Origin of the sequence: Micromonospora sp. NPDC002389 (genome assembly GCF_040296095.1) — a bacterium.
Taxonomy (GTDB): domain Bacteria; phylum Actinomycetota; class Actinomycetes; order Mycobacteriales; family Micromonosporaceae; genus Micromonospora.
Genome location: NZ_JBEOWP010000019.1, coordinates 20,571 through 34,623 on the forward strand (window position 1 = coordinate 20,571; position 14,053 = coordinate 34,623).

General features: G+C 70.7%; 13 protein-coding genes. 3 read left to right on the forward strand and 10 right to left on the reverse strand.

Annotated elements, in window-relative coordinates; all coding sequences use genetic code 11:
* Positions 1-79: 79 nt before the first annotated feature.
* The 4 genes from ABT008_RS26890 to ABT008_RS26905 all read right to left on the reverse strand — a co-directional run bounded on the left by ABT008_RS26890 (position 80) and on the right by ABT008_RS26905 (position 6,553).
* The gene (locus ABT008_RS26890; RefSeq protein ID WP_350699572.1) at positions 80-721 is read right to left on the reverse strand and encodes a response regulator transcription factor; all 642 of its coding nucleotides are present in this window, start codon (positions 719-721) and stop codon (positions 80-82) included.
* Between the two features lie 50 nt (positions 722-771).
* A complete protein-coding gene (locus ABT008_RS26895; protein WP_350699574.1) occupies positions 772-2,748 on the reverse strand; it encodes a sensor histidine kinase in 1,977 nt (658 codons plus the stop codon).
* A gap of 54 nt (positions 2,749-2,802) precedes the next feature.
* Positions 2,803-3,288, reverse strand: a complete 486-nt coding sequence (locus tag ABT008_RS26900) for a hypothetical protein (protein ID WP_350699576.1) — start codon at positions 3,286-3,288, stop codon at positions 2,803-2,805.
* A gap of 169 nt (positions 3,289-3,457) precedes the next feature.
* Positions 3,458-6,553: a hypothetical protein gene (locus ABT008_RS26905; RefSeq protein WP_350699577.1), complete on the reverse strand. Its 3,096-nt coding sequence runs from the start codon at positions 6,551-6,553 to the stop codon at positions 3,458-3,460.
* Positions 6,554-6,987: 434 nt separating this feature from the next.
* On the opposite strand from ABT008_RS26905, the gene ABT008_RS26910 reads away from it, so the two are divergent.
* Positions 6,988-8,211, forward strand: coding sequence for a serine hydrolase domain-containing protein (locus tag ABT008_RS26910; RefSeq protein ID WP_350699689.1), 1,224 nt, complete (start codon positions 6,988-6,990; stop codon positions 8,209-8,211).
* A gap of 86 nt (positions 8,212-8,297) precedes the next feature.
* Positions 8,298-8,474, forward strand: a complete 177-nt coding sequence (locus tag ABT008_RS26915; RefSeq protein ID WP_350699579.1) for a hypothetical protein — start codon at positions 8,298-8,300, stop codon at positions 8,472-8,474.
* 78 nt (positions 8,475-8,552) lie between these two features.
* On the opposite strand, the gene ABT008_RS26920 is transcribed toward ABT008_RS26915, so the two are convergent.
* Positions 8,553-9,266: a hypothetical protein gene (locus ABT008_RS26920; protein WP_350699581.1), complete on the reverse strand. Its 714-nt coding sequence runs from the start codon at positions 9,264-9,266 to the stop codon at positions 8,553-8,555.
* A gap of 43 nt (positions 9,267-9,309) precedes the next feature.
* Positions 9,310-9,876, reverse strand: coding sequence for a DUF2087 domain-containing protein (locus tag ABT008_RS26925; RefSeq protein WP_350699582.1), 567 nt, complete (start codon positions 9,874-9,876; stop codon positions 9,310-9,312).
* Here ABT008_RS26925 and ABT008_RS26930 point away from each other — a divergent pair.
* Entirely contained in the window at positions 9,856-10,551 is a 696-nt protein-coding gene (locus tag ABT008_RS26930; protein ID WP_350699584.1) for a GNAT family N-acetyltransferase, read from the forward strand. The genes ABT008_RS26925 and ABT008_RS26930 overlap by 21 nt on opposite strands.
* Before the next feature lie 49 nt (positions 10,552-10,600).
* Here ABT008_RS26930 and ABT008_RS26935 read toward each other — a convergent pair whose 3' ends face one another.
* Genes ABT008_RS26935 through ABT008_RS26950 form a run of 4 tightly spaced genes read right to left on the reverse strand, consistent with a single transcriptional unit; the run spans position 10,601 to position 13,897 of the window.
* On the reverse strand, positions 10,601-11,392 hold the full coding sequence (locus ABT008_RS26935; RefSeq protein ID WP_350699586.1) for a class II glutamine amidotransferase: 792 nt from the start codon (positions 11,390-11,392) through the stop codon (positions 10,601-10,603).
* A 29-nt stretch (positions 11,393-11,421) separates the two neighbouring features.
* A complete protein-coding gene (locus ABT008_RS26940) occupies positions 11,422-12,216 on the reverse strand; it encodes an amino acid ABC transporter permease (protein ID WP_350699587.1) in 795 nt (264 codons plus the stop codon).
* Entirely contained in the window at positions 12,213-12,884 is a 672-nt protein-coding gene (locus ABT008_RS26945; protein WP_350699589.1) for an amino acid ABC transporter permease, read from the reverse strand. Before ABT008_RS26945 ends, ABT008_RS26940 begins: the two co-directional genes overlap by 4 nt.
* 20 nt (positions 12,885-12,904) lie before the next feature.
* The gene (locus ABT008_RS26950) at positions 12,905-13,897 is read right to left on the reverse strand and encodes a glutamate ABC transporter substrate-binding protein (protein ID WP_350699590.1); all 993 of its coding nucleotides are present in this window, start codon (positions 13,895-13,897) and stop codon (positions 12,905-12,907) included.
* Between the last annotated feature and the right edge of the window lie 156 nt (positions 13,898-14,053).

Genomic DNA, 14,053 nt, shown 5'->3' on the forward strand with positions numbered 1-14,053 from the left:
ATCGCAGGGCACCCCGATGATTGTCAACCCGTTGGTTGAGTAACCTCGGTCGGGTCTCGTCCGCCGCCGAAGACGGCTCTCAGAGACCGACGTCGCGGGCGAGGAGGGCCGCCTGGACCCGATCGGAGACCCCGAGCTTGGCGAAGACCGCAGAGAGCTGGTTGCGGACCGTCTTCTCGCTCAACCCGACCCGGCGGGCGATGCGGGCATTGGTCTCGCCGGCCGCCAGGTAGCGCAGGATGTCCCGTTCGCGCGGGGTGAGCTGGTTGAACGGTGCCGGCAGCTCCACCGGTTGGCGTTGCAGGCCGGCCAGCACCCGAGGGCCGACCCGGGGGCCGAGCACGAGTCCACCACCGGCCACGGTACGTAGCGCATCGATGATCACGTCGGGGTCGGTGTCCTTGAGCAGGTATCCCCGGGCGCCGGCGTGCAGCGACCGGCTCACCACCTCGTCGTCGTCGGCCATGGTGAGCATGAGCACGGCCGTCGTCGGACGATCCCGCACGATCCGGCGGGTGGCCTCGACACCGTCGACGTCGGGCAGGCCGACGTCCATGGCGACCACGTCGACCGGCTCGGTCATCACCAGGCGGATCGCCTCGGCGCAGGTGGCGGCCTCCAGCACGGCGGTGACCCAGTTCTCCCCCTCCAACATGATCCGTAGTCCACGGCGGACCACCGGATGGTCGTCCACGATCAGCACCCGGCTCTGTCCGGACATCTCACGCCCCACTTCCGGCCCGACCGCCTCGACCGGCCCGCCTCATGTTGTCAGCCGGGTTCGTCCACCGGAACGGGGGCCGACGCGATCGGCTGGACCGGCAGTCGTACCCGTACCAGGGTGCCCTGCGGTGTGCGGTCGATCAGGTCGCACTCGCCGCCCAGTTCGGCGGCGCGTTCGCGCATGGAGTCCAGGCCGACACCGCCCGGACGTCGGGCGCGGACACCGACGCCGTCGTCGGCCACCTCGACGACCAGGGCGCGGCCCCGGCGGACCACCACGTCGCAGGCGGTGGCCTGGGCGTGCCGGGCCACGTTGGCCAGTGCCTCGCCGACGATCCGGTACGCCGCCACCTCCACGGCGGCGGGCAGCCGGTCCAGTTCGTCCTCCACCCGCAGTCGCACGGACAGGCCGGGGCCGTCGAAGCGCTGGCACTCCGCCCGCAGGGCCGATTCCAGTCCACGGTCCAGGGCGGGTGGACGCAACTGGTCGACCAGTTGCCGTACCTCGGCGGTGCAGGTCCGGAGGTCCTCGGCGAGCCCGTCGAGGATGCCGACCAGCCGCTGCCGGTCGGTGGCGAGCTTGCGGGCGGCCCGTACCTGCATGGACATGCCGGCGAAGGTGGGACCGAGCCCGTCGTGCAGGTCGCGACGCAGCCGGCGCCGCTCCTCCTCCCGCGCGGTGACCAGTCGCTCGCGGGAGGCCCGCAGGTCACGGATCAACCGTGCGGTCGCCGCCGCCACCGAGGCGTGCAGGGCGACGTCGCTGAGCAGACGTCGCTCGACGGAGGTGAAGCGGGTCCCGGGGGTACGGTGTGCCACTACCAGCGAGCCGACGCGCTCGCCGTGGGTGACCATGTCGAACCGTTCCACCGAACCAGTGGGCCGCCCGTGTTCGGCGTGCACCCTCGGGGACCGATCCGGGTCGTGGTCGGCGGTCAGCTCGACCGCGACGTAGGGCACCTGGAGGGAGCCGGCGACGGTCCGGGTGAGCAGTGGCAGCACGGCCTGCGGCTCGACGGTCCGTTCCAGCAGCTCCCCGAGGCGGGCCAGGACCGCGTACGGTTCGTCGCGCTCGCCGTAGAGCAGCCGGTTGACGCCGCGCTGCACCCGGTGCCGCAACGGCTCGAAGGTCACCGCGATCAGCCCGGTGGTCACCAGCGAGGCGTTCGAGGTGTCGCCGCGCAGCACCAGGTCACGCAGCAGGCTCACGGTGGAGACGAAGGCCACGATCAGCAGCAGGCTCATCACCAGCCACACCAGCGTGCGGTTGATCACCTGTTCCAGGCCGTAGAGCCGATAGCGCAGCACGGCGAGTGTCATCGCCCCGGGAATGGCGATCACCATGAGCACCCAGGCCCCGGAGAGGTTGAGCGCGTCGAGCACGAGTCCGAGCAGGAACAACGCCGCGGCGGCGAGCAGGCAGGCCAACTGCTGGCGGATCTCACCGGTGGCGCGGCGCCAGCGCACGGCCAGCGAGAACAACACCGCCAGCAGCGCCAGCACCTCGACGCCGATCGCCAGCAGGGCGATCTGCACCAGCGTACGGGCCTGCGCGGTGGCGGCCGGCTCGGCCGAGAGCAGCAACCGGCGGGGGTCGCTGAGCGCGGCCACCGCCAACGCCACGGTGGCCACGGCGGTGGTGACGACGATCAGGTACGCGACCGGACGCCACCGCCGTCCCGGCAGCCGGCCGTCGGGGAAGACCAGCAGGGCGAGGATGACCAATCCGTACGGCGGCCACCAGAGCCACTGCCCCACCCAGGCGACCGGGGTGATCCCGGTCCAGCTCAACGACAGGGCGGCCACGGCGGCGGTGAGTCCGGCCGCGGTCATCAGCCGGCCGACCGGGTGGCCCGGCACACCGGCGAGCACCAGCGTGCCGAGCGCGGTGAACGCGGCGGCCATGCTGGCGGTCACCGCGACCGGGCCCTGGGCGGCGGCGTCCCGGCTCCACAGGTGGCCGATCACCACGAGCAGCGCGACGGCCGTCCCCGCCACCGCCAGGGCCCGACGGCGGACGGTCACTGGTGGCGGGGTCGGCGACAAGGGAGCCTCCGGGACGGTCGGAAAGGTGTCGGGTCAGCGAGCCCAGCCCGCCGCGTGCATGGCATTGTGCAGCAGATTGCCCCGATGGCCGTGTGAGTGCCACGGCAACGCGTCGATGACTTCGGTGAAGTTCGGAGCGTCGCAGTCGGGCAGCTCGGAGAGCACCTCCTCGACGTCGATCCGGTGGTCGCCGAGCACCTGCGGGCGTTCCCGGACGAACCGCTCGACGTGCGCCAGGACCGCCTTGAACCGTTCGCGCAGGACCTCCGGCGCGGCCGGGCGGGGCGACGGGTGCAGTTCCGCCAGCTGCCAGTCCTGCGAGAAGACCGGGATCAACTGCCGGCCGGTGGGGTCGAAGAACTCCACCGGGCCGTCGAGCTTGTCGTAGTGCCTCTGCTCGTCGAGCAGTTCGGCGAGGTTGCGGTAGACGTGGCAGAAGGTGTCGTCGCCGGCGACCAGCACGATGCGCGGGTCGGTGTCGGCGGAGGTGGCGTCGGGCGTACGGGTGGGCAGGGTCATGGTGGTCTCCTCAGGATCACGCGAAGCGTAGACACGCACGGGGTCCACAGTGGCACCGTCGCGGGTGTCGCAATCGTCGACGAAGGTCCGACCTGCCCATCGTCACCCGGCGGGTGTCCCGCCGACCCGGGGCGGATGTCCCGGGTCGGCGGGATGGTGGCCCGTCCGGTCAGCCCAACTGGATCGCGTAGCTGGCCGCGCGGGTCATGTCGGCCGTCGCGGTGACGTCCGGCAGCCCTTCGACGTGCGCCTTGGCCTTCACCCGCCCGGACCAGTGGGCGTACCGGGCGGCGAGCTGGTTGGCCCGCAGCTCGGCGGCGCCGAACAGGCACGCGCTGAGCGGGTCACGGGGTGCGCCGCTGGTCGCCTGCGGGCAGCCGGCACCGTACTGGCCCTGGTTGACCAGGGGGTTGAAGCCGGACCGGTCGCCGCCGCACGGGTCCCAGCCGTCGACCTGCGTGCAGCCGTCGTAGTTCGCCAGCGCCTGCGCCATCGCGTTGTGCAGGTGCCGGTTGGCGGACTGGTCGGCGTCGCTGCGGGGCCGGGCCCAGTCAGCGGGCAGGCCGTGGCTGCCGAAGAGCAGACCGCGCAGGCCGTCGTCGGACTCCAGGGCAGTGCCCCAACCCAACTCGGTGTACGCCTGCAGCAGTCGCAGCGCATCGGAGACCTTCTTGCCCTGCTGCCACAGTGCCTTGGCCGAGTCCCAGGTGCCGGGGTCCGGGGCGGCGGTGCCGCTGCCGGCCAACATGACCCGGTAGAAGTACTTCTGCCGACCGGCGAGCATGCTGGCGGCCTTGGCCCGGGCGGTCGCCGTCTGCGCGTCGACCGCCGGGATCGCGGCGGACTCGAAGGCCGTCCGATAGGTGGTGTTCCACCGCTCGTCGAGGAACTTGCGCTCGTCGTGGCAGTAGCCGTCGGGAATCTCCGAGCGGACACTCCAGGAGCAGTAGACGCCGATCGGGAAGACCCGGGTGGCGCTGCGGACCTGCTGCCAGTCCCCGCCGGCCCACTTCACCCGCGACCGTACGGTGATCTGGAGGTCCCCGCTGGTGGTGTGGAAGCGGGGTCCCTCGTTCTCCACCACGTTGACGAACTGCGCCTCGTAGCAGCTCGTGAAGGAGGGACGGTGGGCGGGCGGCAGGCCATGGGCGGCCAGCTGGAACGGGTTCGGCAGGGTGTTGTGCCGCAGGGTCGCCGGGACGGCGCGGTTGCCGAGAGTCCCGGTGCAGGGGCTGATCGAGCCGGTCTCGCCGATCCGGTTGGCGGCGGCGATCTGCTGGTCGGGGCTGCCCCACATGTCGTACTCGGGAATCGCGTCGCTGCCGTTCCAGAGCACCGCGCGCCGGACGTTGTCGGCCTGGTCCCGCCAGCCGTTCATGGCGGTGCGGTAGTCGGCGACCAGCGCGGTGAACAGCGGGTTGGTGGCTCCGTCGTCGGTCGGCTCGCTGAACTGCCGGACCCGCTCGTTGATCTCGTCACCGGCCAGGGCCACCGCCTCGGCCCGCCCGGTGTCGATCCGCCTGGCGTACTGAGGGTTCTGCAGTTGCAGGATGTTGTAGGTGCGGGCGGCGGTCTTCCAGGCGGCGGCGTTGGCCACCGGTCCGGTGGTCCAGGCACCGCCGACCCGATGACCGGCCCACTGGGTCAGGTAGTTGATCGAGCCCTCGGGCAGGAAGAGGTCGAGCTGCGAGACCGGGTCGACGGTGCTCGTCCCGGCCGGGACGGTGAAGGTGCCCTCGGCGGCGGCGCGCAGCGTGGCGAACTCGAACGTCGGCGACTCGGCCTTCGGGAAGTAGGTGTTGATGTAGTCCGGGATCGGTTCCCCGGTGATCTCCTTGTGGTGCACGTAGGTGGTGATGACCGTGTTCAGCGGGTCGCGGGCGATGTTCTGCAACGCCACATGGGTGGCGAGCGCCATCGCGTCGACCTTGCGTTCGATGGTCTGCAACTGGGTGGCGATCCGGCTCAGGTTGGCGTGGACCTGGTCCAGCGACCGGGTCAGTGCGTCGAGCTGGGCGACCAGGTTGGCGTACATCTCGCCGAGCGCCGCCTCGATCCGGTCGAAGCGCCGGTCCATACCCTGGGCCAGGCGGTTGATCTGGTCCCGGAGCTTGCCGATCTCGGCCTGCACGGCGGCGTTCGGGTCGCCGCCACCGGCGAACAGACCGATCAGGCTCACCGCCGCGCCGAGCAGGTTACCGGTGAGCACCGCGGTGCCCATGGCGATGGCGGCGGTGCTCAGCCCCTGACCGAGGACGGTGGTCATGTACGTGTTGATGGCGGTGACCGAGGTGACGATCGCCTTGCCGATCGTCTCCAACTGCTTGCCGAACTTCTTGTCGTGGAACCCCATCACGGTGGAGAGCACGCTCACCGTGGAGCCGAGCCCCTCGAAGATGGTCTTGTTCTCGGCGGTCTTGCGCTTCTCCTCGTCGATGACCGCCGAGGTCGGCTTCGGGTCGCCGTTGAGCGGGTAGGTCGCCGCCCTGGCTATCACCTCGTCGGCCCGGGCCCGTCCGCCCGCGTCCAGCACGGCCAGCGCCGCGTAGGCACGGTCCTGCACCAACGCGCGGAAGGCGGCCGGGTCGTCGCGCTCGTCCCGGATGGCGGCCAGCGGCACGTAGTGGCCGAGCGTGCCGGCGTTGCCGTCCGGACGCGGTTCGTGGATGCGGGTGGCCAGCAACGTGTCCACCGGGGTGCGGACCGCCGTCTTGGTGCGGCCGGTGAAAGCGGCGTCCCACCCGACGGTCAGCGGGTCGTCCACCTTGGCCCGTCGGTGCAGCTCCATCCAGGTCTCGCGGACGACGTCGCGGGACTTCGCGTTCCACGCGGCGTCCTGGTAGCCGCCACGGACCAGGTTCAGCATGTCCGGTACGACGTTGGCGCCCTCGGCGCCGACGGTGCTGTCCAGGAAGGTCCGCACCGTCGGGCCGGTGAGCACCGCGCCGCTGCTCGGGGTGTCCCCCAGCCGCGCGAGCAGGGCCATCGCCAGGGCGAAGCGGGACCGCTCCTCCCCGCTGCCGTCGGGCGCCACCGTGGCGACGGCCGCGCGGGTGCCGTTGGCGTGTGCTGCGACCTGGGCGGCGTCGGCGTTCGGGTTCGCCGTGCGCCAGTCCAGCAGTTCGGCGGTGAGCAGGGCATCGGTGAGCCCTGGGACACCGTTGTCGTGGAGCTGCACCACGGCCGCGAAGAGCGCACCGTGCACGGTGTGCTCGTCGAACGGCACCTGCTCGACCGCCCGCGCCGGAGTCTGGTGCATGGTCACGGTCAGTACCGCCGCGATCCCGACGGCACACCACCGTCCGAGGGTGCCCCGGCGGCCCGGGGGCCTGCCGTGTCGGCCGGGCGGTCTGCCCGACCCCTTCGCCGCTGTCGTCACCACGTGTGCCTCCCATGACCGGGACCGGACGGGCCGGGCCGCATCGAACCTGACCGTTCCGAGGCTGGTGGACGGGGTGTCCCGGAGGGCAGGGACGACCGCCCGTCGTCCAGGGACATCCGTACCGGCCGGGTGCGTGACACGAGGTGTGTGACAGGGCCCGTGCGGCGGACCTCCGGACGGAGGAGGCCCGTTAGGCCGATGGTCGAATCCGGCTCACTCCGCAGTGGGAGGCGAATCTCGCGCCTGAGTACGATGCGTCCCGACGGGGACGCATCGATGCTATTTCCATGTCTCGTACTCTTCGGACACTGAAGGTGGTGGCCACCAGCCTCACGCTGGTCGCCACGATCGCTGTCGTACCCGCCTCCGCCGTGGCGCAGCCCGGGGCGTCCGCCGGCAAGCTGGACCGCGCCGAGTTGCGTGCCGCACTGGCGGCCGTGCCCGAGGCCGGCGTGCCTGGTGTGCTGGCCGCCGTGCGCGACGGCCGACACGACTGGCAGGGTGCCGCCGGCCAGGCGTTCGTGACCAAGCCGCGACCGATGCAGCCGCAGATGCGTCACCGCATCGGCAGCGTCACCAAGACGTTCGTCGCCACCACCGTGCTCCAGCTCGTCGACGACGGCCGGCTGGGTCTGGACGACCCGATCGGGCAGCGGCTGCCCGACGTGGTGCCGGGCGAGCTCGGCACCCAGGTCACCGTCCGGATGTTGCTGAACCACACCAGCGGAATCGGCAACTACACCAACGCGATGATCGACTCGTACGCGGCGATCGACCGGATGCAGGTCACCACGTACGCGCCGGCCGAGCTGGTCGCCATGGGCCTGGCCATGCCGCCGACCAACGCACCGGGCGAGCGTTTCAGCTACTCGAACACCAACTACGTCCTGGCCGGAATGCTGATCGAGGCGGTCACCGGCAACAGCACGGCGGCGGAGGTGCAGCGGCGGATCCTGCGACCGTTGAAGCTGACCGGCACGTCCTTCCCGGGCACCGATCCGACGATCCGTGGCCCGCACGGTGGCGCCTACTTCGCCCCCTTCGGCGTTCGTGACATGAGCGAGTTCAACATGAGCTGGGGCGGCGCGGCAGGTGAGATGATCTCCACCACGGCGGACCTGAACACGTTCTTCCGGGCGCTGCTCCGTGGTGACCTGCTCCGTCCGGCCACCCTCGACCAGATGCTCACCCGGGTGCCGATGGTGCCGGAACTGCCGGCGGCCGGTGGCTACGGTCTGGGCATCTATTCGCTGCCCACCCCGTGCGGCGAGTTCTGGGGTCACGACGGCGCGGTCATCGGTCACCTGACGTACTCGCTGCACAGCCGGGACGCCGCCCGTCAGGTCTCCTCCGGGATCAACCTCAGCCACTACCAGCTCGGGCTGCCCGATGCGCATCCGATCGACATCGCCTGGCAGACGTTCGTGCTCACCGCGATCTGCCCGGCCAGCGGGGTGAACAGCCGTTCGGCGCAGGCGGCGCCGCAGTTGCCCAGTGTGACCCGGATGCCGGGCAACGACGCGGTGGTGGCGGGGCCCTGACCCGTCCGGACATCGACGGTTCACGGGCGATCCGATGATCGCCCGTGAACCGGTTTGGTCGGTGCGCGATCGGGAAGATCTTCCACATGTCTATCTGGAGCAGGTTCACCCAGCGGCGTAGGCGGAAGATCGAAGAGCAGCGCAACGCGGCCGTGGCCAGGGCCATGGCTCGTGGCGCGACCCCGGAGGAGGCAGCGGCCGCCGGAGACCGCGCGGCGCGCGGTGACACCGCCACCACGATGTTCCGCATCTCCAACATCTGATCCGTCCGTGTGGCCGGGACGCCACCGTCCCGGCCGCACGTGCGGCGCGGGGGCGTCGGTGTCGAGAACACTTCCGGCCTACAACCGCCCCCGGGCATTGGCTCGGCGTTCGATGATCTCCTGTGTGGTGAACCAGGCGAGCGGCCCCAGGGCGCTGATCACGAAGGCCGGCACCGGTATCCACGGAATGTGGTCCATGGACACCGTGACCAGACCGGTCCCGAAGGCCAACAGGGCGGCGACGCGGACGTACGTGAAGCTCAGGTTGTCCCCGAAGAGGTACTTCGGCCGTTCCCTGCGCAGCCGCCACAGCCGGTAGACCTGAAGCGCCGTGAGGACGAAGGCGGGCGGCAGGAACAGGAACAGCAGGGCGGCTCCCGGCGTCCAGGGATGCCGCACGTACTGCCCCTCGACGGTGACGAGGTGGCCATGCAGCATCCCCAGCCGTACGACCTGCCCCTCCTCGACGTCGAGGAACGTCGCCCGGCTCTGCATCGTGGAGACCCGATCGCCGCCGCCCGGCAGGCGATACCGCACCTCCTGCGCGCTGCCGTTGCCGCCGTACCCGCCGACGGCGGACGAGTAGTCGACCTCCCGCACCTCCGCCGGAGTCGGCACGAGCGTGCCCGAACGGTAGGCGGCGTACGCGGCCGTCTCCACGGCCACCCGGTGTCCGACGTAGGTCAGCAGGACACCCGCGAGCAGACCGGACACAAGTGCCACCCAGACGCGGAAGCGGACCTCTCCCCCGTCGATCGGTGGTAGACCACCACGCCGTCGTACTGACGCCATGCCCACCACGGTAGGGAACCGCCACCACTGTCCGTGGCACCCGTCAGGCGGATGACTCGCGCGCGGGTACCGTGCGGGACGTGCCGTAGGTGGTGCCGGCGCGGTCGCGTTCCAACCAGCCGGCGTCTACCAGCATCCGCCGAGCACCGGCCACGTCGTCGGTGACCGCGGACAACCGCCGGTTGATCTCGTCCTCGTCGCACGGACCGTCGAGGTCGAGGAAGCGGACCAGCATCTCGGCCAGCAACTCCCACCGTCGCGACAGGGTCGGCGGAAGCGTGGTCAACCGGCCGTGGGAGAAGAAGTTCCGCAGCTCCGGATAGATCACGAGCAGGCGGCTGATCGGCTGCTGACGGTCCAGGTCGGCGGCGGTCTCCCGGAGGGCGTCGAGCCGAGCCCGGTAGACCCCGGTGCCGGTGACCACGCCGATCGCGTGGAGCCGGGCGAGGGCCGCTCCGGCCTTCGGCACGGGGATGTCCAGCGCCTGGGCCAACTGGGTGGCCGTGAGGCCGTCCTCACCGCGGCGGGCCAGTTCGGCCAACACCTGTAGGCGCTCGGGAGCGGAGAGCGCGGCGAGGATCTCCGCGGCGTGCGCGGCTTCGACGGACATCCGATCATTCTGCCCAGCGCCGTTCGGGGCCGGCACGCGACATCGCAGGTTGTCGTGTGGATCATGACCACGTATCTTTACTGCCAAGATCAGGCAATTGCAATCTACCGGCAACAAGGTGGTGGGTCGATGTCCTTCGTGCTGAGAGAGCTGGACGGAGCCGGGCTGCGGCAGTTGGTCGCGCAACTCCATCCGATCTACCGGGAGTGCTTCGCGGCGGCGCCGTGGAACGAACCGGCCGAGAAGATCGCGGACTTCCCGGCCCGGCTCGCACGGCACACGGGTCAACCCGGGGCGTACGGCTGGATCGCCGAGAAGGACGGCGAAATCTGCGGTGCGGTATACGGGTGGCCGGCACCAGCAGTGCTGCCGGCGGCGAACGCGTTCGACATCGCGGTGCGGAAGGCCGCGCCGCCAGACGTGGCGGCGCGGCTGGTGGCACCGGCGATGGTGGTGGCAGAACTGATGGTCCCTGCGGCACGTCGAGGACGGGGGTTGGGCCGGGAACTGCTGGCGCGTCAGGTCGGCGACCGCCCTGCGTGGCTGGCCACCCACCCGGAAGCGGCGGCAGCGCGGCTCTATGAGCGGGCGGGCTGGCAACGCCGGTTCTCGTATCAGGTGGAGGGTCAGCCGTTGACGGTGTTCACCCGGGCGGCGGTGCCGATGGGCCGCTGAGGGCGCGGTCCGCGTGTACATCAGGGCGGTCCGCGTCCCACCGTCGTGCTCATCGGACGCCGCTCTCCACGGCCGCGACCGGAGGCAGTTCGGGCCGCGTCAGATGCCGGGAGACCCGCAGATCGGCGCGGCGGACCTCGAGCACGTGCCGTTGGTCCAGGTGGTGCCAGGGCGGGGTGGGCTGATCCCAGCCGGTCGAGGCGACCACCACCCGATCGGGTTCGACGAGGTAGTTGAGGGGGAAGAACCCCGGGCCGCGACGTCGGCTGACGGCGGAGTCCGGGTCGTGGTCGGCGTAGGCGAACAGGGACTGCTCCGTGAGCAGCAGGCAGTTGAGGCCGCTGTGCCGGGTGGCACGACGCCGCACCTCGGCTGCGGCCGAACTCAGCGCGGTCACCGGGTCGGTGCGGCGCAGGAACTGCCGGACCAGGAGGAAGAACCGTTCGCTGTCGGTCGTACCGGTCACCGCTTCGCGCATCGCCGGTTCGAGCAGATCGTCGACGGCGTCGGCCGGGGAGAAGTCACCGTTGTGGGCGAAGGCGACCGTCGCCGACCGGAACGGGTGGGTGTTGGCGAGGACGAGCGGTGACCCGGGATTGGCCAGCCTGATGTGCAGCAGGGCGGCATCGGTGGTGATCCGGCTCAGCGCGGAGGTGAACTCCTCGCTGGTACGGGCCGACGTCGGCTCCTTGTCGACGCGGAGTTCACCGTCGTGCCAGTGGGCCACGCCCCAGCCGTCGCCGTGTTCGGCCGACAGTTCGGTGAATCCGGGCAGTTCGGTGGCGAGCAGATCGGTCAGGCGACCGGCGGACGCGCCGACCACACCCAACAGACGGCACATGGGCATACTCCCGGGGTTAGGGCGGGCGGTCAGCTACGCCGCTGCAGTACCGCAGCGAGCCACGACAGCAGCGCGTTGACCGCGACGAACATGAGGGTCATCACGAGATAGGTCTGAATGAGGGCGTGCGTGTACTCGCCGAGCACCCGACCCGCGTGGAGCAGTTCGAGGAAACTCACCACGTAGCCGAGCGTGCTCTCCTTGAGCAGGCGGATGAACTGCGTCACCAGCGCCGGGGCGACGCGGCGCAGCGCCTGCGGGAGCACCACCAGCCGCATGGTGGCCGCCGGGCTCAGACCCACGCAGAGCCCGGCCTCGGTCTGTCCTCTATCGACGGCGAGGATCCCGGCGCGGAAGATCTCGGCCAGGGCGGCCACGTTCGAGACCACGATCGGTACGACCAGTTGCCAGAAGATCGGTAGCCGCAGCCCGAAGCGGGGCGCCAGGATCAGGAAGGCGAACAGCAGCAGGAGGATCGGCACCGCGCGGAACAGTTCCACGTACGCCACCGCCGGCCACCGGATGACCCGCCGCCGGGACAGCCGGCCGAGCGCGACCAGGAACCCCAACGGCGCGGCGATGACGGCGCTGACCCCGGCGGCCAGGAGGGTCGCCGCGAGGCCCCGGAGCAGGAAGGCCATCACGGGCCACTGCCCGAAGATCGTCCACTTGGCGGGGTCGAGTTGGCCGTGGGCGTGGAATTCGGTGATCGCCCGCCAGAACAGACCGACCAGGAGCACGGCGGTGCCGATGGTCGCCAGCCGGATCCATCGCCGGCCCCGGGGACCCGGCTGGTCGAACAGGGCCTGCTCGGACACGCTCATCGCTCGATCGCCACCTTCTTCTCCAGCAGCCCGGTGACGAAGCCGATGCTCAGGGTCAGGATCAGGTAGAGCGCCGTGCTGACCAGGAAGGTCGGGCCGGCGTCGGCGAACTCCAGGTTGATCAGGTCGGTCTCACCGGTCAGCTCGGTGACGCCGACCGCCGCGGCGAGGGAACTGCTCAGGGCGATGGCGATGAAGATGTTGCCCAGCGGCTGGACCATCGAGCGGAAGGCGCGCGGAAGGATGACGTGGCGCAGACTGCGTGCCGTGGTCATGCCCAGCGCCCGGGCCGCTTCCGCTTCACCGGGCGGTACGGTCCGGATGCCGGACCGGATCGTCTCGGCGATCAGTGCCGCCCCGTACATCGCCATCGCGGTGGTGACCGTCCAGAACAGGTCGTACAGAATCCCGATCTCGGGCAGCCCGAACACGAACAGCACCAGCAGGACCAGCAGCGGCGTGTTGCGCATGAACTGCACGTAGACCGCGGCGCAGAACCTCAGCAGCGGCACCGGCACGATCCGCATGATCGCCACCACGGTCCCCAGGACCATGGCGCCCGCGAACGAGGCCGCGGTGAGCTCGATGGTGACCAGGAGGCCGGCTCCCAGCCGGCCGAGGTGGCTGAGCACGCCGTCGACCAGCGGGAACCCAGCCACCTCCGACACGTACGACACGTGGATCGCGCTCAGCTTCCGGCGGCGGAGCCGAGAACCGGCGGGGCCGGCGGTTCACCCTCGATCGCGGTGCCCACGGTCAGCTTCCAGATCCGGTCCCACAGGCCGGCTTCGATGATCTTGGTGAGCCATCCGTTGACGAACGTCTTGAACTGCGCGTCGCCGGGCGGCAGTCCGATCCCGTAGGGGTCCTCGGTGAACGGCTCGCCGACGACCTTGACCTGCGGGTCGCGCTGCGCGTTGCCGAGCAGGATGGCCTGGTCGAGCACGTACGCCTCGGCCCGGCCCTGGCGAAGCGCCTGGACGCACTGGTCGTTGGTCTCGAGCAGGAGCAGCTTCGCGTCCGGCACCACCTGCTTGAGGGTGTTGACCGCCGTGGAGTTGGCCTGGGTCACGACCGTCCGACCGGCCAGGTCCGACGGCTTCGTGATGCCGGTCTCCGCCTTCTTCACCAGGATGGAGGTGCCCGAGTTGAAGTACGGTCCGGCGAAGTTGATCTTCTCGGCCCGGGCCGGGGTGATGGTGTAGGTGGCGAGCACCGCGTCGACGGTGTCGTTCTGCAGCAACAGCTCCCGGGTCTGGGCCGTCACCTGGACCAGCTCGACCGACGGCGTCCCGGTGATGTACTTGGCCAGGAGCTGGGCCAGATAGGCGTCGAAGCCGGACACCTTCCCGGTGGTCGGGTCCTTCAGCGAGAACAGGGCTGCGGTGGCGGTGCCGCCGACGCGCAGGGTGCCCGCCTGCTTGATGGTGGCCGCCCGACTACCGGCCGGCAGATCGGCCGGATCCGCGACGGGGGCGTCGGCCAGGATCTTCTCGATCGACTCGCCACCCGCTCCCCCGTCGGCGGCAGCGGTCCCGGGCGGTGCCGGCAGGGGGGCGGAGCTGCACCCCGCCGTCACGCCGAGGGCGGTGGCCAGCGCCACGGCGGTGGCCAGGACGACTGCCCGTCGACCCGAGGGCCGGCGTCGGCCGCGAGCGGCCAGGGCGGTTGACGGTTCCACTATGTCTCTCCTCAGGGGGTGTCCGGGGACTGCGCGGGGGTGGCCCGGTGAACACGGGCCGTTCGTGGTCGGTCGTGGACAGGACGGTGCCGCCGACGGATGCATTTGGCACCGTCCGATAGCGAGGGTCAGCCGGATCAGGCCGCGGACAAAGCA